Annotated in this window: 12 protein-coding genes; 11 read left to right on the top strand and 1 reads right to left on the bottom strand. The window is 42.4% G+C overall.

The annotated features are described in order from the left end of the window. Window positions 1-17 precede the first annotated feature (17 nt). The 6 genes from BQ7394_RS14100 to BQ7394_RS14070 all read left to right on the top strand — a co-directional run bounded on the left by BQ7394_RS14100 (window position 18) and on the right by BQ7394_RS14070 (window position 12,131). On the top strand, window positions 18-989 hold the full coding sequence (locus BQ7394_RS14100; RefSeq protein ID WP_075560039.1) for a family 43 glycosylhydrolase: 972 nt from the start codon (window positions 18-20) through the stop codon (window positions 987-989). A 249-nt stretch (window positions 990-1,238) separates the two neighbouring features. Then, window positions 1,239-1,919 carry an ABC transporter ATP-binding protein gene (locus tag BQ7394_RS14095; protein WP_075558016.1) on the top strand — a complete coding sequence of 227 codons (681 nt, stop codon included), beginning with the start codon at window positions 1,239-1,241 and terminating at the stop codon, window positions 1,917-1,919. 46 nt (window positions 1,920-1,965) lie between these two features. Beyond that, the gene (locus tag BQ7394_RS14090) at window positions 1,966-4,305 is read left to right on the top strand and encodes an ABC transporter permease (protein WP_075558015.1); all 2,340 of its coding nucleotides are present in this window, start codon (window positions 1,966-1,968) and stop codon (window positions 4,303-4,305) included. A 659-nt stretch (window positions 4,306-4,964) separates the two neighbouring features. Beyond that, on the top strand, window positions 4,965-7,337 hold the full coding sequence (locus BQ7394_RS14080; RefSeq protein ID WP_075558013.1) for an ABC transporter permease: 2,373 nt from the start codon (window positions 4,965-4,967) through the stop codon (window positions 7,335-7,337). A gap of 17 nt (window positions 7,338-7,354) precedes the next feature. Next, window positions 7,355-9,712: an ABC transporter permease gene (locus BQ7394_RS14075; protein ID WP_075558012.1), complete on the top strand. Its 2,358-nt coding sequence runs from the start codon at window positions 7,355-7,357 to the stop codon at window positions 9,710-9,712. A gap of 85 nt (window positions 9,713-9,797) precedes the next feature. Further along, the gene (locus BQ7394_RS14070) at window positions 9,798-12,131 is read left to right on the top strand and encodes an ABC transporter permease (RefSeq protein ID WP_075558011.1); all 2,334 of its coding nucleotides are present in this window, start codon (window positions 9,798-9,800) and stop codon (window positions 12,129-12,131) included. 77 nt (window positions 12,132-12,208) lie between these two features. Here BQ7394_RS14070 and BQ7394_RS14065 read toward each other — a convergent pair whose 3' ends face one another. Then, window positions 12,209-13,189, bottom strand: a complete 981-nt coding sequence (locus tag BQ7394_RS14065; RefSeq protein WP_075558010.1) for a GntR family transcriptional regulator — start codon at window positions 13,187-13,189, stop codon at window positions 12,209-12,211. A 168-nt stretch (window positions 13,190-13,357) separates the two neighbouring features. Between BQ7394_RS14065 and BQ7394_RS14060 the strand changes: the two genes are divergently transcribed. The 5 genes from BQ7394_RS14060 to BQ7394_RS14040 are packed head-to-tail and all read left to right on the top strand — an operon-like array spanning window position 13,358 to window position 22,386. Then, window positions 13,358-15,790 (top strand): 3-keto-alpha-glucoside-1,2-lyase-like domain-containing protein, encoded by a 2,433-nt coding sequence (locus BQ7394_RS14060; RefSeq protein ID WP_075560038.1) that lies wholly within the window; start codon window positions 13,358-13,360, stop codon window positions 15,788-15,790. Window positions 15,791-15,820: 30 nt separating this feature from the next. Beyond that, window positions 15,821-16,573 (top strand): radical SAM protein, encoded by a 753-nt coding sequence (locus BQ7394_RS14055; RefSeq protein WP_075558009.1) that lies wholly within the window; start codon window positions 15,821-15,823, stop codon window positions 16,571-16,573. Next, window positions 16,570-18,639: a pyruvate formate lyase family protein gene (locus BQ7394_RS14050; RefSeq protein ID WP_075558008.1), complete on the top strand. Its 2,070-nt coding sequence runs from the start codon at window positions 16,570-16,572 to the stop codon at window positions 18,637-18,639. The genes BQ7394_RS14055 and BQ7394_RS14050 overlap by 4 nt, the downstream gene beginning before the upstream one ends. A 19-nt stretch (window positions 18,640-18,658) precedes the next feature. Beyond that, entirely contained in the window at window positions 18,659-19,975 is a 1,317-nt protein-coding gene (locus BQ7394_RS14045; protein WP_075558007.1) for a sugar porter family MFS transporter, read from the top strand. A 14-nt stretch (window positions 19,976-19,989) separates the two neighbouring features. Continuing rightward, window positions 19,990-22,386 (top strand): glycoside hydrolase family 127 protein, encoded by a 2,397-nt coding sequence (locus BQ7394_RS14040; protein WP_075558006.1) that lies wholly within the window; start codon window positions 19,990-19,992, stop codon window positions 22,384-22,386. Window positions 22,387-22,406 lie beyond the last annotated feature (20 nt).

The raw sequence follows: 22,406 nt of genomic DNA, 5'->3' as shown, positions 1-22,406 counted from the left end.
GAACAATATAAATGATCATGCGTATAATATTATTTCTTGTACTGTTTCTGCCGCTTATCGGTCAAGCTCAGCGCCCCCGTATGATGTATGGTGATACGTCTCGTATTGGAGTCCCTTATTCAAAGGATCCGCATGTTGTGAATTTTAATGGCAGGTATTTGATGTATTTCTCGATACCTCCAAAGCAAGGTGTATCAGGTTCTGGTTGGAATATCGGTATCGCAGATAGTAAAGATTTGAAAAACTGGACAAAAGTGGGTGAGATAATACCTACTCCAGGTGCTGATTATGAGAGGAAAGGACTTTGCGCCCCCGGTGCCTTGGTGCGTGACGGGAAGGTACATCTGTTCTACCAGACCTATGGAAATGGTAAAAAAGATGCCATTTGCCATGCTGTATCGACTGATGGAATTCATTTCGACCGTAATCCGACCAATCCGATTTTTCGTCCGACGGGTGGCTGGAACTGTGGACGGGCTATCGATGCAGAGGTCTGTGAGTTCAATGGAAAGTATTTCCTTTATTTTGCGACCCGTGATAAAGATTTCAAAATTCAGATGCAAGGTGTGGCAACAGCTCCTCTGGATACCGATTTTAACAGGGAAGACTGGACGCAGGCTTGTGACAAGTCGATCCTTTATCCTGAATATCCTTGGGAAGGGGAGTGTATTGAAGCTGCTTCAATTGCGAAGAAAGATAATAAACTTTATATGTTTTATGCCGGTGCTTACAATAATGCACCTCAGCAGATTGGTGTTGCAGTCAGTGAAGACGGTATAAACTGGAAACGTTTATCGGAAGAACCTTTCTTACGGAACGGGAAACCGGAAGAATGGAATTCGAGCGAATCAGGGCATCCACATATCTTTACAGATCTCGACGGACGTACTTATCTGTTTTATCAGGGTAATAACGATCATGGAAAAACCTGGTATCTCTCTAATGTCGAAGTGTTCTGGAAAGATGGGAAACCGTATATGAAAGAGTAGAAAAGTGAATCGATCTTATCGACACTTTTCTTAAACAGTAAAAAACCTCGTCACTTTCTAGTGCGGGGTTTTTTTATGCTACATTTGTCTAATATATTGACATGACTGTCTAATAATTAGACAATAGCAATAGGGATGTGTATTCGTATTTTTCTTATATTCAATTATTTACTTGTTTGGCACGTTATTTGGAGACTATACAAAGAATAACGTAGTATTTATAAAGTAGAACTAAAAACAAATAATAGTATGATCAAGATTGAAGGTTTAAGTAAGCATTTCCGTACAGAAGAAGTGGAAACAATTGCATTGAATAGTATATCGATGGAGGTGAAGGATGGCGAGTTTGTTGCTATTATGGGACCTTCCGGTTGCGGTAAATCTACCTTGTTGAATATCCTGGGACTATTGGATAATCCCACTTCGGGAGATTATTATCTGATCGATAAAGAAGTAGGGCACCTGAAAGAAAAAGAACGTACACAGGTTCGTAAAGGTAATATCGGCTTTGTATTCCAGAGTTTTAACCTGATCGACGAACTGAATGTTTACGAAAATGTAGAGTTGCCTTTAACTTATCTGAAAGTAAAAGCATCCGAACGTAAACAGATGGTGAACGATATCCTGAAACGTATGAACATCAGCCATCGTGCCGCCCACTTCCCCCAGCAGCTTTCCGGAGGTCAGCAACAGCGTGTGGCGATAGCCCGTGCCGTAGTTTCCAATCCGAAGATCATCCTCGCCGATGAACCGACAGGTAACCTGGATTCAAAAAACGGTGCTGAAGTAATGCAGCTATTAACGGAACTGAACAAAGAAGGAACGACCATCATTATGGTGACCCACTCCAAGCATGATGCCAGTTTTGCCCATCGTGTAATCAATCTGTTCGACGGTAGCATCGTATCCTCAGTGAGCGAATTTATTTAAGTGTTTTTTTCTCTCGCCTAAAAAGAACTATAAAACCATTTAGGGTATGAGTAATATATTGAATTTTAAATCTTTTCTCAAGTTCTTGAGTAAAAATAAAGCATATACCGCGATCGATGTTTTTGGATTATCGATATCATTGATGTTCGTAATCCTGATCACTGTATATACGGTACAAGAGCTTGCCACCGATAAATTCCATGAAAAGGGAGATCGCATTTATGTTATAGGAAATGAGAATGGGCCGATGACGGCCGTACCTGTACCTTATCGGTTACAGGATCGTTATCCCGAGATAGAGAAAGTTTGTCCTGTTATTGCACGTAATTTTGAAAACTCCCAGGTTTTCTATGGAGATAAGAAACTGAAAGCTTCTTTGATGTGCGTCGATTCTACTTTTTTTGATTTCTTTTCTTTCAAGTTACTGGACGGAGATCGTAACCTGGCATTGCAGGATCGCTATAATGCTGTTGTCTCCCAAACATTTGCTAATAAGATGTTCGGGCAAGATGACCCGATGGGGAAAAGTATCCGTATCAGCGACTCCACCTCTGTGATCGTCACAGGTGTGATAGAGGATATACGTAAGTCGGTTCTGCCTTCCAGCGATATACTGATCCGTATAGAACGTGCCGGTGAGTTTAACGGGGGATTGACAAAAACGACCGATAACAACGCCGGTGCTACTGTTGGTTTTCTGATGATGCATGAAGGTGCAGACCTGAGAGATAAGATTGACGATATTCATACTTATTTTAAGGAATCTTTCTGGCCTTATAATATAGATGTATGGAAAGAGGTGACGATAACACCGTTGAACGATTTATATTTTACTTCTTTCCAGTGGAGTACTTTGCAGCATGGCGACCGTAATTTCGTACTTGTACTTATGTCTGTCGGTATCCTGATCCTGATCTTTGCCATATTCAATTATATCAATCTGACGGTTGCACAGGCCGGGCAACGGGCGAAGGAGATGGCTACCCGTCGTTTGCTTGGTTCGACACGCGGAGAACTGTTTCTGCGTCTAATGCTTGAATCACTGTTTCTTACCCTGTTATCGTTCGGGTTTGGCCTGTTATTGGCTATGGCGGCGGTTCCTTATGCCGATGGTTTGTTGAACACGCATCTGTACCTGACAGATCTTTGTACACCGGGATGGATCGGGGTTGCGGCCGGAGTTATTTTATTGATAGGCTTTCTTGCCGGATTATTACCTGCTGTGCTTATCTCATCGTCGAAACCGATTGAAGTGGTACGCGGTACGTTTCGTCGGCAGACCAAGATGGTATTCAGTAAGTGTTTTATCACCTTCCAGAATATAATAACGATTGCTACGCTTGCGGCTGCCCTGGTAATGGGACTTCAGATCTATCATATGATAAAAGCTCCCCTGGGGTATAATACAAATAATATCCTGGTGGCTGAAAATCAGTTTCGCTCGGACAGTGAACGGACAATGGCGGTAGACAAACTGCGTCAGCTGACCTGCGTTAAGTCTATCGGGTTCAGTAATGGGACTCCTTTCAGCGGAACAAATAACCTGACGGGAGTATATGAAGGTAAATCGCTCAGTTTCCAGCAGATGGTTCTCGACAGTGCAGCGTTTAAGATGTTGGGGCTTGAAATTAAACATGATAACCAGGTTGCTTCTACAAATAATTGGAGTTGGTACCTGTCTGAACGAGCCTTCCGGGATATGGAAATACCGGAAGATGCTAAATCATTTAATATTAAGAATAATGATCCGGCTCCGATTTTGGGTGTATTGAAAGATTTCCATTTACGTCGTATCACCGACGAAAGTTCTCCGATCATGCTGCGTTTTAAAGATTTTAATGAGCCGAACAGCTGGCCCTGGAATATTCTGGTGGAAGTGGAAGGTAATACTTATAAGGCTTACAACGAAGTACGTGAAGTGATCGAGGATGTAACGAAGGTGGAGTTTGAAGGTAAATATCTGGATGACGAGATTCAGGAATCGTTCGACTCGCAGATACGTCTTGTTAAGATCGTTTCGATATTTGCAGGTATTGCCATCTTGATCTCTTTGTTGGGATTGTTGGCTATGTCTACCTATTTTATTCAGCAACGTTCGCAGGAAGTGGCTGTCCGCAAAGTGTTTGGGTCTGATAATAAGGCGATCCTGGTGCGGTTGGTCAGCACATTTCTGAATTATGTAGTGATTGCCTTCTTCATAGCTACGCCGATTATATGGTATGTGATGAGGCTATGGTTGTCGGATTATTCGTACAGGATCAGTTTGAATCCGCTTATCTTTATCGCATCCGGAGCTTTCTGCCTGTTGATCTCTTTTGCCGCTGTGTTTGTTCAGAGTTATTATGCGGCGAATGCGAATCCGGTGGATAGTATAGCTAATAAATAGCCCTCTCATAGAAGTATTCATTTTTACGTTTCACCTTTCACGGCCTTCAAATGACTATGTATCATAAAGTTGTTGTGAAACGTGCTTTTCTTGTAGAAAAAGCCCTGCGGTTTTCATCCGGAAACCGTAAGGCTTTTTTCAAATAGCTGCCGTCCTTTTTTGAAATAGATGCCTACCTGTTTTTTATGGCTGCCTATCCGCTTTTTTATGACTGCCGGTCCGTTGAGGGACAGAGCTGTATCGCTGGAAAAAGATAGGTCTTTTGCGTTTAAAAGTCCGGTCTTTTGAATACAAAAGTTCTGACTTAACATTTCAAAAGACCGGACTTTTTTGACAATGTATTGTAGGATTTTGATAATAATTTGTCAACCGAATCCAGGATTATTATGAATGGCTACCCTTCACCATATAAAGTTGATATACAGTAGGATGAACGCAGTGAAAGGTGAAACGTCATGTTATCGATCTATCTCAGGTGCTGATATTTCATCGTTTTGAAGTCCAAACGATGTAAAAAAACTAGACAGGAGTGTCAAATAATTTGACAGGTCTTGAATTTTAACATAAGTCTATTTTATTGATAATTAAGTTGTTGCTATTTTGGCACGTATTTTGGATATGGGATGGTATGAAATGGTAAATAAAAAACATAAGCATAGATGAAAACAATATTACGAAATTTTATAAACACATTATGCCGTTTCAAAATGGCGTCTTTTCTGAATGTGGTAGGGTTAACTGTTGCTTTGACTGCTTTTCTGGTGATTATGATGCAGGTTCAATATGAACAGACTTTCGACCAGTGTTATCCGACTGCATCTCGTATTTGCCGGGTAGATATGAATCGTGGTGAAGGAGATATTTATGCATCGGTGATCCCTCAGGCGTTGGCGAATGCCGCTTTTACTTCATCACCGCATATTGAAGGTTATACCTTGCTGAATTCTTTTGGCTATAAAACTTATGTGATCGTAGGGGAGGGAAATGATGAAAGAGGTTTTAAAGAACTGTTTATTCCTTGTTATTCGGATTTCCCAAAAGTATTCGAACCAACTTTAGTTGAAGGTGTTGCAACCTGTCTGGAAGATCCGGAAAAGGTTATGATACCCGAAAGTATGGCTAAGCGAATGTTTGGGGAGGAATTAGCTATAGGCAAAAGTATTCGTTCGAAAGATAATGTATCTTATGTAGATGAAATGAATTTTACTGTCGGGGCAGTTTATAAAGATTTTCCGGAGAACTCACAGATGGAAAACGGAATTTATGTCCGTATGAATGATTACTACAAAGATGACTGGCTCTCTCAGAATTTTATGGGATACTTATTGCTTGATTCGCCTGAATCTCGCCAGGTGGTAGAGGATAACTTCAATAGCACATTCGATTTTGCTAAATATAATGTTAATAAGGCAACCCGCTTGCAGTTGATACCCATTACTGACATTTATTATATGCCCGGTCAGTTGGATGATTTTATTAAAACGGGAAATATAGGTACGATACGGTTATTGGTATTGATCGCTTTGCTGATCATCATTATAGCCGGTATCAATTTTATGAACTTTAGTACATCACTGGCTCCAATACGGATAAAAAGCATTAATACACAAAAAGTATTGGGTAGTTCGACTGCAAGCCTGCGGGCGAATTTGGTTGCTGAGGCGGTATCTATTTGTGTATTTGCTTGCCTGTTGGCTTTTTTTCTCACCTGGGTATTGAACAGGACGGGAGTTTTGTCATTTGTCGAAGCAGATACGAATCTGTTGCATTATATGCCTTTGTTGTTTATGATGTTGGGTGTTTCTGTTTTATTGGGGGTGGTGGCTGGTTTGTATCCAGCATGGTATATGACTTCTTTCCAGCCGGCATTGGTATTGAAGGGAAGTTTCGGCCTTTCTGTTTCAGGACGGAAGTTGCGTACAGCCCTGATTGGTTTTCAATATGTTGTTTCCATCGGTTTGATCATCGGTTCTTCCTTCATACAGATACAAAATAATTATATGCGTTCTTACAATCTGGGATTCGATAAAGACCAGATTGCAATGGTAACATTGAGCCTGGATATAGTCAAAAAATCCAGCGATCAGTTGATAAATAGGCTTAAAGAATATCCCGGTATCGAGGATGTTGGTTTTGCCAATACCGTGGTCGGAGCTTCAGATGTTTATTCGGCCAATGATTTCTATTACAATCATCAACGTTTTAATTCTGAAATTATCGATGTCTCATGGAACTTCCTGAGTATAATGGGGATTCCCGTTATTAACGGACGTGACTTTAGCCGTTCGGATGCACAAAAAGATTCTGCTTATGCTTGTATCTTCACCAAACGAGTGCTGGATATTGTTCCTGATATGGAGCCGGGTCATTCGCTGGAAAAAAGTTGGATGGGTACAGGTAATGTAGTCGGCTTCATCGATAATATAAAGGTTTCTTCTCTTCGTTCGGTAAACAGACCGTTACTATTTAGGCTTAGTGCAAGATATTCTACGTTGCCTGTTTCATATATACGAATGAAAGTCGGAACAAATGTAGAAGAGGCGGTCGACCATATTCACCGGGTAATTGCCGATATTGATCCTGCTTATCCTTTTGAGGTTAAGTTTTACGATACGGTATTCAATGACCTCTATCATAAAGAACAATATCTGAAAAAGATGATAACCTTGTTCAGCTTACTGGCTATTATTTTGTCGATTGTGGGTGTATTCGGGTTGGTAGTTTTTGATACACAGTATAGACGTAAAGAGATCGGTGTACGTAAAGTGTTCGGTGCAACGGTACAGGAGATATTGAATATGTTTAATAAAGTTTACCTGAAAGTTGTCTGTATCTGTTTCGTCATAGCCATTCCGTTTGCTTATTACGGAGTACATAAATGGCTGGAAAGCTTTTCCGACAAGACACCGATCTACTGGTGGGTCTTTGCCCTGGCTTTTGTTATTGTGGCAGCGATCACCATGCTGACGGTCACTTTCCAGAACTGGAAAGCGGCGAATGAGAATCCGGTGAACAGTGTAAAGAGTGAATAATTAAACAATAATATATTATGAATAATCTGTTAAATTTGAAATCCTTCTTTAAGTTTCTGGGGCGGAATAAAGGATACACCATGATTGACTTGTTCGGTCTGTCAGTATCATTAATGTTCGTTATCCTGATCGCTACTTATGTGATTGGCGAGTTATCGACCGACCGCTATCATGAAAACGTTGACCGTACCTATGTGCTGACTGATGGTAATTATATGGGTTCTGCTTATCAGATAGGTTACCGCCTGGAAGAACGTTATCCGGAGATTGAAAAAGTATGCCATGTTATGACACGCATCTTTGACAAGACACCGCTTCAGAAAGGCGATATGAACCTGACTGCCAATTTGATGCTTGCTGATTCTACCTTTTTCGACTTTTTCAGTTTTCCACTGGTTAGAGGAGATAAGAATACCGTGTTGGCAGCCAGAAACTCAGCCGTGATCTCCCAGTCTTTTGCTAATCGTTATTTTGCGGATGAAGATCCGATGGGTAAAATGATTCGTATCAACGATAGGCTATCGCTGACGGTCGACGGGATTATGAAGGATATCAGCAATTCCGTTATTCCATACGAGGATATCCTTTTCCGGGTTGAAAATATCCATCTTCTGACAGGAGAGGAAGGCATGTTCGGCAACTATAACAGTTACGGTGCTACCAACGTTTTCGTGATGCAACGTGAAGGAGCTGACCTTACTGCCCGCTCGGCCGATATCCGCGAATATTTTGCAACTTTCCTCCGGTCATTCGAACAGGATAAATCGAAAGGTGTCTACTTTGTACCCCTGAAGAAACTTTATTTCTGGGAACAAAACAGCCCCTGGGGTATTTACACCATCGAACGTGGTAACTGGCAGTTTGTTATGATCCTGATGTCCATAGGCCTGCTCATACTGATCTTCGCCATCATCAACTATGTGAATCTTACAGTGGCACAAACCGGTTTCCGTGCCAAGGAGATGGCTACCCGTCGCCTGCTGGGCTCGTCGCGTAAGGAACTCTTCTCGCGTCTGATCATGGAATCGACGTTGATGACGGCTGTTTCTTTCCTGTTCGGCCTGCTATTAGCCTTCGTATTTTCCCCCTATGCAGGTAATCTGTTGGAAAGAAAGATCGATCTACCGGGCATGTTCACGCCATTGAACAGTATAATTATGATACTTCTGATCGCCTTCACCGGTTTTATCTCCGGGTTGCTGCCGGCCATTGTGATCTCCAATGCAAAGCCTATCGAGGTAGTACGCGGCACGTTCCGTAAGCAGACGAAGATGGTATTCAGTAAGTTCTTTATTGTTTTCCAGAACACTATTACCATTTGTCTGATTGCCGCCTCTCTTACCATGTTTTTGCAGGTGAAATATATGATTAAGGCACCTCTGGGTTACAATACGACTAATATTATCGACATAAACGGTATGGAGCTGCCTGATGAACAGACCTGTTTCACGCTTATGAACGAGTTGGAACAATTAGCCAGCGTCAACCGGGTCGGTGCCGGATTAGGTACGCCTTTCAATATGGGGATGAATTACACCTCCCGTTACCCGAACGGTAAGACGATCAGTTTCCAAATGATCCGTTGCGAGAAAACGTTTGCCGATATCCTTGGCTTCGAATTTCTGCGTGACAATCATGTGGCTAATTCCGAACGGTATTTCCTCTCCGAAAGCTCTATGCGTGCTTTGGAATTGCCTGACGATGCCACCACCATTGATCTTACCAACTGGGGAACCCATCCGCTGGCTGGTATCGTACGTGACTTCCAGTTGCGTAATATCCTGCAAAAGAACAGCCCGATGATCATCATCCTGAAAGATAACCCGAAAAACCTCGACGATAAGCCTTGGAATATCCTCGTAGAAGTAAATGGTGACCCTTACGTTGCCCGCCGGGAAGTAGCAGACATTTTCAAACAGGTGACTGGGATGGACTTTACCGGTAAGTTTATGGATGAGCAGGTAGAAGAATCGTTTACCGTTCAGAAAAGAACCTTATCGATCGTTATGATCTTTGCCGGTATCGCGATCTTGATCTCGTTGTTGGGGTTGTTGGCAATGTCTACTTACTTTATCCAGCAACGTTCATCCGAAATAGCAGTGCGTAAGGTATTCGGTTCGACCAATGCACAGGTACTGATCCGGTTAGTGAAAGCTTTCCTGACCTATGTGGCGGTTGCCTTTATCATCGCTATACCGCTGATCTGGCATTTTATGAACGGATGGCTGACCGATTATTCGTATCGTATTGAACTTTCTCCCTGGATATATGTCGTTGCCGGCTTGTTCTGTCTGATCATCTCTTTTGTTACAGTGTTTGTACAGAGTTACCAGGCTGCCATATCCAATCCGGTAGAAAACATAAAAGATAATTAGGCTTTTGGCCTAATTATCTTTTAACCAAAACATTTCATATATTAGACCTAATGAATTAGTAGAAATAAATAGAGTAAACACCACAATGAACAATTTATTGAACTTTAAGTCCTTCTTTAATTTTCTGGGACGAAACAAGGCTTATACAGCCATCGACCTGTTCGGTCTGTCCGTTTCACTGATGTTTGTGATCCTGATTGCTACCTATGTAGTGGGGGAGCTGTCTTCCGACCGGTACCATGAAAATGGTGACCGTATTTATGCGTTAAGTGATGGTGAATCCACCGGATCGGCCTTTCAGATAGGATACCGGCTGGAAGAACATTATCCGGAGATTGAAAAGAGTTGCCATGTACTGACCCGGGTTTTCGGTGATATGCCGGTCCAAAGCGGAGATCAGAAGTTTATAGCAAACCTGATGCTGGCCGATACTACTTTTTTCGACTTTTTCAGTTTCCCGTTGGTAAGGGGGAATAAAGAGAATGTATTGGCAGCAAAGAACTATGCCGTGATCTCCGAGTCGTTTGCGAATAAGGTTTTTGGGACTGAAGACCCGATGGGAAAAACGATCCGTGTCAATGATGGGCTGACACTGATTGTCAACGGAGTTATGAAAGATATCCGGCATTCCGTCATCCCGGACGAAGATATCCTATGCAGGGTCGATAATATCAGAGCTGTAGGAGGTAATATGTTTGATGACTACAACAGTGCGAAGTCTGTAAACGTTTTTGTGATGGAACGTGAAGGGGCTGATATTACTTCCCGGTCGGACGATGTCCGCGATTGGTTGAAGACTTTCTTTTGGATTTACGAAAGAGAATTATCGACAAAGGTTGAGTTCGTTCCATTGAAACAGTTGTATTTTTGGAAATTTAATTCTTCGCCTCGTATAGATAGGGGAGATAGACAGTTCGTACTTATCTTATTGTCGGTGGGCTTACTTATCTTGATATTTGCCGTTATTAATTATATTAACCTGACGGTAGCGCAGACCGGTTTCAGGGCAAAAGAGATGGCCACCCGGCGTTTGTTGGGTTCTTCACGTAAAGAATTGTTCTCCCGCCTGATCATAGAGTCTACCTTACTGACTGCTATTTCTTTTTGTGTCGGCATGTTACTGGCCTTCTTATTTGTTCCTTATGCCAGCGACCTGTTGGAAAAGAAAATATATCTGAACGAGATGATTACCCCGTTGAATGGTATGATTGTAATTATCCTGATCGCTTTAATCGGGTTTATAGCAGGTTTACTCCCGGCTATCGTTATCTCGAATGCGAAACCGATCGAAGTGGTGCGTGGAACTTTCCGCAAACAGACGAAGATGGTGTTTAGTAAATTCTTCATCATTTTTCAGAATATGATCACTATCTGCCTGATCGCAGCTTCGATAACCATGTTTCTACAGGTAAAACACTTGATTAAAGCTCCTTTGGGATATAATTCGGAGAATATGATAGATATAAGTGGAGAGGCCTTGTCGAATCGTCAGACCTGTTCCACCCTGGCAAATGAGTTGGAGCAACTGGCCTGTGTGGGCCGGATAGGTCTGGGACAAGGTACCCCGTTCAATATGGGGATGAACTTTACCGGCCGCTTCGGTGAAAAGAATATCAGTTTCCAGGAATTTAGCGGCGATAAGGAATATTGGGATATGCTCGGGTTTGATATTCTGCGTGAAAATCATGTTGCCGAAACGGTGAAGTATTATCTTTCGGAAGAAACCATGCGGGTACTGGAATTGCCGGAAGACGTTGTATCATATAAGTATAGGGGATGGAATGAAGTTCCTGTTGCGGGTATCGTTAAAGATTTTCAGGTAAGTAATATATTGATGAAGAAACATCCGACGGTCCTGATGCTCTATACCAACAAAGAAGATTTGCATCCCCGTAATATTCTTGTGGAAGTGAAAGGGGATCCGTATGTTGCCCGTAAGGAGGTCGCTGCTGTTTTTGAAAAGCTGACAGGTTTAGAGTTTACCGGTAGGTTTCTTGATGAACAGATTGAGTATTCGTTTGTTGCACAGGAAAGAACTTTAACGATTGTCATGATCTTCGCCGTGATCGCTATCCTGATCTCTTTATTGGGGTTACTTGCCATGTCCACTTATTTTATCCAGCAACGTTCTTCTGAGATAGCGGTTCGAAAAGTGTTCGGTTCGACAAACGCACAAGTGCTTCTCCGGCTTGTAAAAGCCTTTCTGACCTATGTGGCAATTGCATTTATCATTGCTATACCACTGATCTGGTATTTTATGAATGGATGGCTCTCGGATTATTCGTATCGTATTGAACTTTCGCCCTGGATATATATTGCTGCGGGGGTATTCTGTCTGGCTATCTCTTTTGTAACGGTATTTATACAGAGCTATCAGGCAGCTGTATCCAATCCGGTAGAGAATATCAGGGATAATTAGAAAACGAAAGGTTTCTGGTCTTTAGATAAAACAATAGCGCCTCGGTTATGCCGGGGCGCTATTATTTTTCCCGGTTATTAAAGGGAACTTCTTATATTTAATCTCCAAGGATTTTCAATGGTTTCGATAGTCTTCTTTGTGATCAGTGAAGCCATTGTCTGTCCCATCAGTTTGAAGTCGGTGGATAGTGTGGTGATACCTCCGGCCAGTATTTCTTTTAAAGGGGTATCATTGTATGAGATAATTCCGAAGTCCTTACCGGGTATGAAGTTCTGTTGTTCGGCCTGCTTGAGCAGATCTACCAGGTCACGGTCATTTACAACCATGTAAATTTCCCCGTTATTTAACTTCCGGTCTTTTACCGTACATATATAATCGTGCGTAAATTGATTATAGTCCTTACAGAATGCACATAACCCGTTATATCTTTCGATCGGTTCTTTCTCTTCTTTCTGAACCATGATAATATGCCGGTATTTCTGTATATAAGGTAATCCGTATACTAATGCCTCATAGGTGTCTTTCTCAAAATTTTGCGATACCGACGAGTATATCCCTTTTAACTCCGAGTGGAAATGGTCTAATAAGAATACATTACCCGATAAAGTTTGTAGTAAAGGATTGATACCGGAGAACTTTCCGGACATGATGATATATGTAGTATATTTATTGTTAGCTTCATTGATAAGCGTCTCGAACACTCTCCGGTTATAATTATGAAAATAAATATCCACGGTTGCGGTTTTTCCTATCGACTCCATGAATGAATTATATATGTCTTCTTTGAATTCATTAAACTCATTAAAGAGAAGAAATATATTGTGCCGGTGTGATATGCGGGTACTGGTTACATAATAGCCTACTCCCGGATTGGAATCGATGATACCTTTTGATTTCAATTCGCTTAGTCCTGCAAATACTGTATCTCTCGATAAATTATAATTCTTTCTGAATTCATTGATTGAAGGGATCCAGTCACTTTTTTTATAGGTTCCATTATTTATACCGTCTATAACGTGGTTTACTACCAGTTTGTATTTTGATTCATTTACTTTCATCGTTGTTATTTTTGATGTGCAAAGATACTTCTAAAGAATCGAACTGGTACGATCTGGTCTATGTTTAAGAACATAACTAAAAAGTCGTACTAGTTCGTACCAGTTGTTGGTTTTATGCCTATATTTGCTGCCGATGAATCTAATGCCATAAAAACAATTTATAGTATCATGAAAGTAAGTAAACTGAAAAAATACGTAATCCTGAGCGGAGGCGCATTCGTTCTTTTCTCCTGGAGTCTTTCTGCACAAGAAGCTACAATCAGTATAAATGCTTCTAAGGTGGAGAATAAGATCTCTCCTTATCTTTACGGAGCTTGTATAGAGGATGTAAATCATGAGATTTATGGAGGATTGTATGATCAAAAGATCTTTGGGGAGAGTTTCGAGGAACCGGTCAGGGGTTTTACGTTCGATCACTTCACTGCCTATGAAGGTTATTGGCAACCTCAGAACGGGGGAGTGAAAATAGAAGCCTATCCCGGGGCCAAATTGGTTTATGAACGTACGGATGTGGATAATGGCTCGGTTGAGGTGGATCTGCGTTTAAGTGGGAGTGCTGCTAATAATGCCGGTTTACTGGTTCGGGTAAATGACCCGGGGAATGGAGCCGATAACTTTGAAGGATATGAAATAAGCCTGGCAGCCGATGGTAAGAAAGTGATATTCGGGAAACATCGTCAGAACTGGCAGTCTCTGAAGGAGGTTTTTGTAGATTGTTCTCCTCAGGCATGGAATAAACTGAAGGTGCAGATGAATGGTTCACAGATTGAAGTTCTGTTAAATGGGAAAAGTTTATTTATTTATAATGATACGGAAACTCCGGTACTAGGAGGCAAAGTAGCTTTAAGAACCTGGAACTCAAATACGGAATTTCGTGCTCTGAATATAGAAAAGAACGGTAAAAAGGAAAGTGTATCTTATGCCGGGAAGACTGGTCAAGCGGTTAGTTTACATTGGGATCCTATACAGACTGCAGATGCGAAAGCGGTATTTATCCATGATGGTGAAGACGCTTATAACGGAAAGTATTCGCAGGTCATCCGGATGGACGGAAAGAGTGGGATAGCGGGAGTCGCTAACCAAAGCCTGAACCGGTGGGGGATTTCCGTGACGAAAGGACAGCAGTTGCAGGGAAGACTTTATATAAAAGGGAATGCTTTTGATGGTCTCGTAACGATCGCTCTGCAAAATGCAGACGGAACCAGAGAATATGCAACACATACGATTGGTGAGATTTCAAACCAGTGGGAGAAATATCCTTTCAGTTTGGTAGCCAATACCACAGATCCTCAATCCCGCCTGGCTGTTTATATAAATCGTCCGGGTAAGATCTGGATCGATCAGGTGGTGTTGATGAATACGGAGGACAAACAATTTCATGGGTTACCTTTCCGTTGCGATATAGGACAGGCTATGCAGAAACAGGGATTGACCTTCCTGCGTTATGGTGGAACAATGGTGAATGCTCCCGAGTATCGTTTTAAAAAGATGATCGGTGACCCGGACAAACGTCCTCCTTATAAAGGGCATTGGAACCCTTACTCTACAAATGGTTTCGGTATAGAAGAGTTTTTGAAATTCTGTGAAGCCGCAGGTTTTCAGGCTGCCTTTGCTGTTAATATAGAGGAAACGCCTGAAGATATTGCCGATATGGTAGAATATCTGAACGGGCCGGTCTCTTCGAAGTGGGGGAAGAAGCGGGCTGAAAATGGACATCCGGAAACTTATGCCGTGAAATATATAGAGATCGGTAATGAAGAAGTGATCCATGCGGATGACGCAGACGGTTACAGGCATTATATAGATCGGTTTAATTTACTATATGAAGCAATTAAAAGTAAAGATGCCTCTGTCGATGTTATTAATGCTGCCTGGTGGCGACCGGATTCTCCTAATATGGAAATGGTATTCAAGGCACTCAACGGTAAATCTCCTTATTGGGACTACCATCCCTGGGCTGATGACCTGACTACGGGTGTGAATGTTGCAAAAGAGTTGGAAAAGATGCAGCAATTGTTCCTGAAATGGGATCCCGATACGAAGATGAAATGTGCCATTTTCGAAGAAAACGGGAATTTGCATAATGTGCAGCGGGCATTAGGACATGTAACTTTGCAGAATGCCGTGCGCCGGCATGGAGATTTTGTATTTACCTCTTGTGCAGCCAATGCTTTACAACCTTATTTACAGAATGATAATGGTTGGGACCAGGGGCAAGTTTTTTTCACCCCAACCCAGGTGTGGGGAATGCCTCCTTATTATGCACAACAGATGGCTTCTGCAAACCATCTACCCTTACTTGTCAATAGTGAAGTTACAGGTGATCTGGATGTTACAGCGACAAAAGATGAAGAGGGGAAGTCGTTGGTCGTTCATGTAGTTAATATAACCGGTAAGGCTATCGATACGGATATGACGATAAAAGGACTAACAGGTGTGGATAACGTTGAAGTCATTACGCTGTCCGGTGATTTGAAAGAACGTAATACGCCCGAACAACCTTGTCGGATTATTCCGGTGAAAAAAGATTTGAAAATAAACGGGGATGTGAAATATACTTTCCCTGCCTATTCATACACGATCATGAAATATGAGAAATAACCAGTTCTCATTTGAGAGGATATTATTAGCATGCAAGGAACGATTTTTAGTATTGAAGAATTTGCAGTGAATGATGGTCCTGGTATCCGGACTACCATATTCCTGAAAGGTTGTCCGTTGCGTTGTGCCTGGTGTCATAATCCGGAGGGGATATCCCCTGAACCGCAATATATGGATAAAAAGGGAGAACGGACATTATGCGGTTACCGGATTACAGTAGATGAACTGGCCGGTCAGTTGTTGAAAAATAAGGATATCTATGCCTTGAATAATGGCGGTATAACATTGACCGGGGGCGAACCTTTACTACAGGCTGACTTTGTAAGGGAGCTGTTACGAAAGATAAACCCTTTTGTTCATACAGCCATCGAGACAAGTGGGTATGCTCCTGTCTCTGTCTTTAAAGAAGTGCTCCCTTTATTGGATTTGGTCTTGTTTGATATCAAGCAGATGGATCCCGTACTGCATAAAAGATATACCGGGGTTGATAATCGTTTGATACTTAAAAATTTGGAAACGCTGTGCTCGTCCGGAAACAAGTTTATTATTCGGGTTCCGTTAATTCCCGGAGTAAACGATACAAAAGAAAACATGCAATCCATTTTGAAAGTAATAAAAGGTGTAGAATCTCTGGTTCGGATAGAATTGCTTCGTTATAACAAGATTGCCGGAGCAAAATATTCCATGATAGGCAAGGTATATAACCCTCCGTTTGATCCGGATGCTTTACCACAGATCAATAATGTATTTGAAGAAAATAATATTAAAACGATAATTTTATGAACGAAAGAATTAAAAGCCTGCGTAAATATATTTTGGATAAGAAACATCACCGGTATCGCAGGACTCCGGAAGAATTGGGGATAAACGACCTGAGTGTCCGTTTCGAAAAGGAGAAACTTTCTCCGGTTGTCAGATCGTCTGTTTGTTTATCCGAACTTTTAGCAAAAGAGGAACCTGTTATCCTAGAAGGTGAAAAGATTGTTTTTACACGGACTATAACGGATATTCCCGATTTGTATACTCCGACGGAGTGGGAGACGATCAAACAAAACCATTATATTCATGAGCGTGGGGCTGTTTGTAATATATCTCCGGATTATGCTTATACGATCAGGAATGGTTTCGAGGTTCGTAAACAGGAAATACAGACAAGGTTGAAAGATGAATTGTTGACGGCTGAACAAAAGGAATTCCTGAACGCTACCTATAACTGTATCCTGGCTTTGCAATCATTTATAGGAAGGTATGCAGATCATGCTCTGTCGATAGGCGAAACGGAAATAGCAGAAACATTGCAGGCTGTCAGGACAAGAGGTGCCCGGAGTTTCAGGGAAGCACTTCAGTTGTTGCGAATACTTCATTTCTCAATCTGGGAGTCCGGCAATTATCATAACACACTGGGGCGTTTCGATCAGTATATGTATCCTTACTACATACAGGATATCGAGAACGGAGTATTGACAGAAGAAGAAGCATTCGATCTTCTGGAGGAATTCTTCCTGGTCTGCAATAAGGACAGTGACCTATATCCGGGTATGCAACAGGGTGATAACGGTCAGAGTCTGGTGTTGGGTGGACGGAGCCTTACCGGAGAATATCTGTTTAATAACCTATCCAGGATGTGCTTGAAAGCGAGTTTTGAACTGGAACTGATCGATCCGAAGATCAACATCCGTGTCGATAAAGATACGCCTGCCGAGATCTATGAATTAGGTTCGCAGTTGACTAAGATAGGATTGGGTTTCCCGCAATACAGTAATGATGATATTGTTATTCCGGGACTTATCAGGAAAGGTTATTCGAAGGAAGATGCCGTAAATTATGTTGTGGCAGCTTGCTGGGAGTTCATTATTCCGGGAGTTGCAATGGATATTCCAAATATAGATGCACTTTCTCTGATCGACTGTGTGAAAACTTGTATGGACGAGTTGAAAGATTGCCTGGATTATGAAACGTTCTATGGTCTTGTCGAGAAAGAAATGAGTCGTCGGTTAGATCTGATCTGTGAAAAAGAGCGGAATATTTATCTTATACCGGCGCCGATGATGTCCCTGCTTATGGATGGAACGATCGAACGTGCCAGGGATATTTCAGAAGGAAGCAAATATAATAATTATGGTATCCATGGAACAGGTCTTGCCACGGCTGCCGATTCGCTGGCTGCCATTAAAAAATATTATTTTGAAGAGCATGCCGTCGATTACGAAACCTGGATAAATGCGATGAAGGATAATTTTTCGCAGGAAAAAGAACTGCAACATACACTACGTACCGAAGCGCCTAAAATGGGACAGGATGACGATTATGTCGACCTGATCGCAAAAGACTTACTCAACTCTTTCGATAAGGTTTTGGATAACAGAGTCAACGAAAGAGGCGGTATCTATCGTGCCGGAACCGGTACAGCCATGTATTATATCTTCCATGCCACCGAACTGGGAGCGACTCCCGACGGTAGGGATGCCGGAGAAAAGATTCCCGCAAACTATTCCCCGAGCCTGTTTATCAAGCAGAAAGGTCCAATGTCCGTAATTAAATCGTTTACGAAGCCGGATCTGAAAAAGACAATAAACGGCGGTCCTTTGACACTTGAGTTCGACCAGTCTGTTTTTCGTAATGAAGAAAGTGTAGCCAAACTGGGTATGCTTGTGAGAACTTTCATTACTTTAGGCGGCCATCAGTTACAGTTGAACACAGTATGTAAAGAAAAACTGCTGGATGCCAAGAAACATCCGGAAAACCACAGGAACCTGATCGTTCGTGTATGGGGATGGAGCGGATACTTTGTTGAACTGGAAGAATGTTATCAGGATCATGTGATTAACAGAATAGAATTCGGTCTTTAAACTTTAAACTCTACTTATTATGAAATCATCGGTAAAAGGTTTTATGTTTTATGTCGCTTTTGTGGCTTCTCTGGGGGGCTTCTTGTTCGGATTTGATACGGCAGTGATCTCCGGTGCAGAGAAGGCCATTCAAAAGATCTACGAACTATCCGATTTCAGCCATGGATTTACTATTGCCATCGCTCTTTTCGGTACCATCGTAGGGGCTTTGATTTGTAGCGGTCCGGTCGAGAAGTACGGACGGTTGAACTGCCTGAAAGCTGTCGCTTATTTGTATCTGATCTCAGCTCTGGGCAGTGCGTTGATCGTAAACTGGTATTCTTTTTTATTTTTCCGGTTTATGGGCGGTTTGGCGGTAGGTGCTTCTTCTGTAGTAGGACCTATGTATATTGCTGAAGTATCACCTTCCCACTGGCGGGGACGTTTTGTCGCTTTCTTCCAGTTTAATATTGTATTCGGTATCGTAATCGCTTATGTTTCCAACTATTGTATAAGCGGCGTACCGAACGACTGGCAGTGGATGTTGGGAGTGTTGGCAATTCCTGCTTTATTATTCGGTCTCTTATTGAATACCGTTCCGGAAAGTCCGCGCTGGTTAGTGAAGGAGCATAAGATCGACCAGGCCCGTTTATCGTTGGAGAAGATCGGTGAATCAGATGTCGATAAAGAGTTAGCTGAGATAAAAGCCTCTCTTTCCACTACCAGCGATAACAGTGAGAAGCTGTTTCAACGTAAATATCTGAAACCGATTTTATTCGCTTTCTTTATTGCTACGTTCAACCAACTGTCGGGAATCAATTCGATCCTGTATTATGCACCTCGTATCTTCGAATTATCCGGAGTATTTCATGACTCGGCGATGATGCAGTCTATTATCATCGGATTGACCAATCTGACATTTACCATGATTGGAATGATCCTGATCGACAAGGTAGGGCGTAAACAATTATTGTATGTCGGTTCTCTCGGCATGGTCGTATCGTTGGCGTCAGTAGCTTACGGTTTTTATACCAACGACTTCTCCGGCTATTATATGTTGATTTGCCTGATGGGATTTATTGCTTTCTTTGCTGTTTCACTGGGAGCGGTGATCTGGGTGTTGATCTCCGAAGTATTCCCGACTTCTGTTCGTTCGAAGGGACAGGTGTTCGGTAGTATGACCCACTGGGTATGGAATGCTATCCTGTCGTGGATGTTCCCGGTCTTTCTGGTTTCAGGTGGAACGTATATTTTCGGTTTTTTTGCAGTCGCTATGTTATTCAGCTTTATCTTCGCTTGGAAATTGCCGGAGACGAAAAATAAATCATTGGAACAGATACAAAAAGAACTTACTTAATTAATTGTTATAACATGAAAAATGCAATATCGTTAGTCATTATAGCTTTGCTGTGTGCTTTCCAGGGAAAAGCACATGGCGAAGGAAAAAGCAAAATACATGAAGTACCTTTTACATCCGTACATTGTACGGATAACTTTTGGGCACCCCGGATCGATACTATCCGTATAGTTACGATTCCTTATGCATTTCAGCGTGGCGAAAAGGCCGGTTATATTGATAACTTTGCCATAGCCGGAGGGTTGAAAGAAGGTAAATACCAATCTTTTTTCCCTTTTGATGATGCGGAAGTATATAAAATATCCGAAGGGGCTTCATATCTTTTGACAGTAAAGAAGAACCCTCAGTTGGAAGCTTATCTCGATAGTGTTATCGCCATTATTGCTTCGGCCCAGGAACCCGACGGGTACCTTTTTACCAATCATACGATCAACAATCCGCTTCATCCCTGGGTAGGGAAGGAGAGATGGGTGCAGGATTGGGACCTGAGCCATGAGACTTTTAATGCCGGTGAACTTTATGAGGCCGCAATAGCCTATTACTATGCAACCGGAAAGCGTTCCTTACTGGACGTCGCCATTAAAAATGCCGACCTGATTTGTAGCGTCTTTCGTGAAGGCGGCCTGAAGATTGCACCGGGACATGAGGTTATCGAAATGGCCCTGGTCAGACTTTATGAAGCGACCGGTGATGAAAAATATCTGAAACAATCACGCTACTTCCTGGAAAGCCGTGGACATAAGGTCTTTGATAAAACATCTCCCGATATACGTAAAAACGGTATGTACTGGCAGGATCATCTTCCGGTTACCCAGCAAAAAGAAGCCGTAGGACATGCCGTCCGTGCCTTATACCTCTACTCCGGTATGGCCGATATCGCCTTGCATATGCAGGATAAAACATACCTGAATGCCATCGATACGATCTGGGATAACATTGTCAGTAAAAAGATGTATCTAACCGGCGGATTGGGCTCGACGGCCAACAATGAGGCTTTCGGTAAGAACTATGAACTTCCCAACGCCACCGCCTACTGCGAGACTTGTGCATCCATTGCCAATTGCATGTTTAACCTTCGCATGTTCAAATTGCATGGCGACTCTAAATATATTGATGTACTGGAACGCTCGCTCTACAATACCGTTTTGAGCGGCATCTCTATCAGTGGCGATAAGTTTTTTTACCCGAATGTACTGGAGACGAATAAGAACGGGCAGGAACGTAGTCTGTGGTTCGATTGCTCCTGCTGTCCGACTAACTTGTCTCGTTTTATTCCGGCCGTACCCGGTTATATTTATGCGGTCGACAACCGTTCTATTTATGCAAATTTATTTGTGGGTAGTTCGAGTGAGGTGCAATTCAACGGTCATAAAGTATTACTGGAGCAGCAGACCAACTACCCCTGGAGCGGCGATATAAAGATTATGGTAGATCCGGTCGAGACCAATTCCTTCGATATGAAGGTGCGCATCCCCGGTTGGGCGGAAGGAAACGTTGTTCCCTCTGACTTATACAGCTTTGTCGGCCGAAATAAGGGGAAAGTTCAGATTCTGCTGAATGGTAAACCTTACAGTTATAAGAAGGAAAAAGGCTACGCTGTTATCACCAATCAATGGAAAAAAGGTGATATCATTACTATCTCTCTGCCGATGGAGCCCCGTCAGGTAATCACACACGAGGCTGTTAAAACTAATAACGGTCTGGTAGCTGTGGAACGTGGCCCGCTGGTTTATTGTGCTGAATTTGCAGACAATAACGGGGAGGTCCGTAATCTCTCACTACCGGAAAAAACTTCTTATAAAGTAAATAGCCGTCCTGATCTGGTAAACGGACTTTATACAATCGAGGCTACCGGCCGGAAATATACCGTATCATCGGATATGAAGGAGGTAAGAGAAGAAAATGCAACAATAACATTAATCCCTTACTATGCTCGTGCTTACCGTGGAGCAGGCGAAATGAAAGTATGGCTTCCCCGGGATGGCGAAAAGATTATATCTAACCTCCGCGAAGAGTTACGGATAGTAGACGAAGTATTAGTCGGTAACGAAGAGTCGGAGCAAGCTCACAACTTACAGGGTGAAAACACCCGTGCCGACAAATCCGGAGGATGGCGTGATGCCGAGAACGGATGGTTCTCATACGACCTGAAAGTGCTTCCCAACCTGCCGATGGAACTGGTATTGACCTATCACAGTACGGATGGCGGAAACCGTCAGTTTGAGATTTGGATAGATGGCACCAAGATAGCCGATCACAGTCTTCGTACTGAAACGTTCGACCTGTTTATCGATCATCCTTATCCTCTTCCGGTATCGTTAACCAAGGGAAAAGAGAAGGTCACCGTTAAGCTCCGTGCACTTCCCGGCAATATTGCCGGCGGTATTTTCGGATGTAAGATACGACAATAACAACCTATTAATACTTATAA

Source organism: Parabacteroides timonensis, assembly GCF_900128505.1.
Lineage (GTDB): Bacteria > Bacteroidota > Bacteroidia > Bacteroidales > Tannerellaceae > Parabacteroides > Parabacteroides timonensis.
The sequence above is the reverse complement of the archived record's forward strand: the minus strand, read 5'-3'. Positions and strand labels throughout refer to the sequence as shown.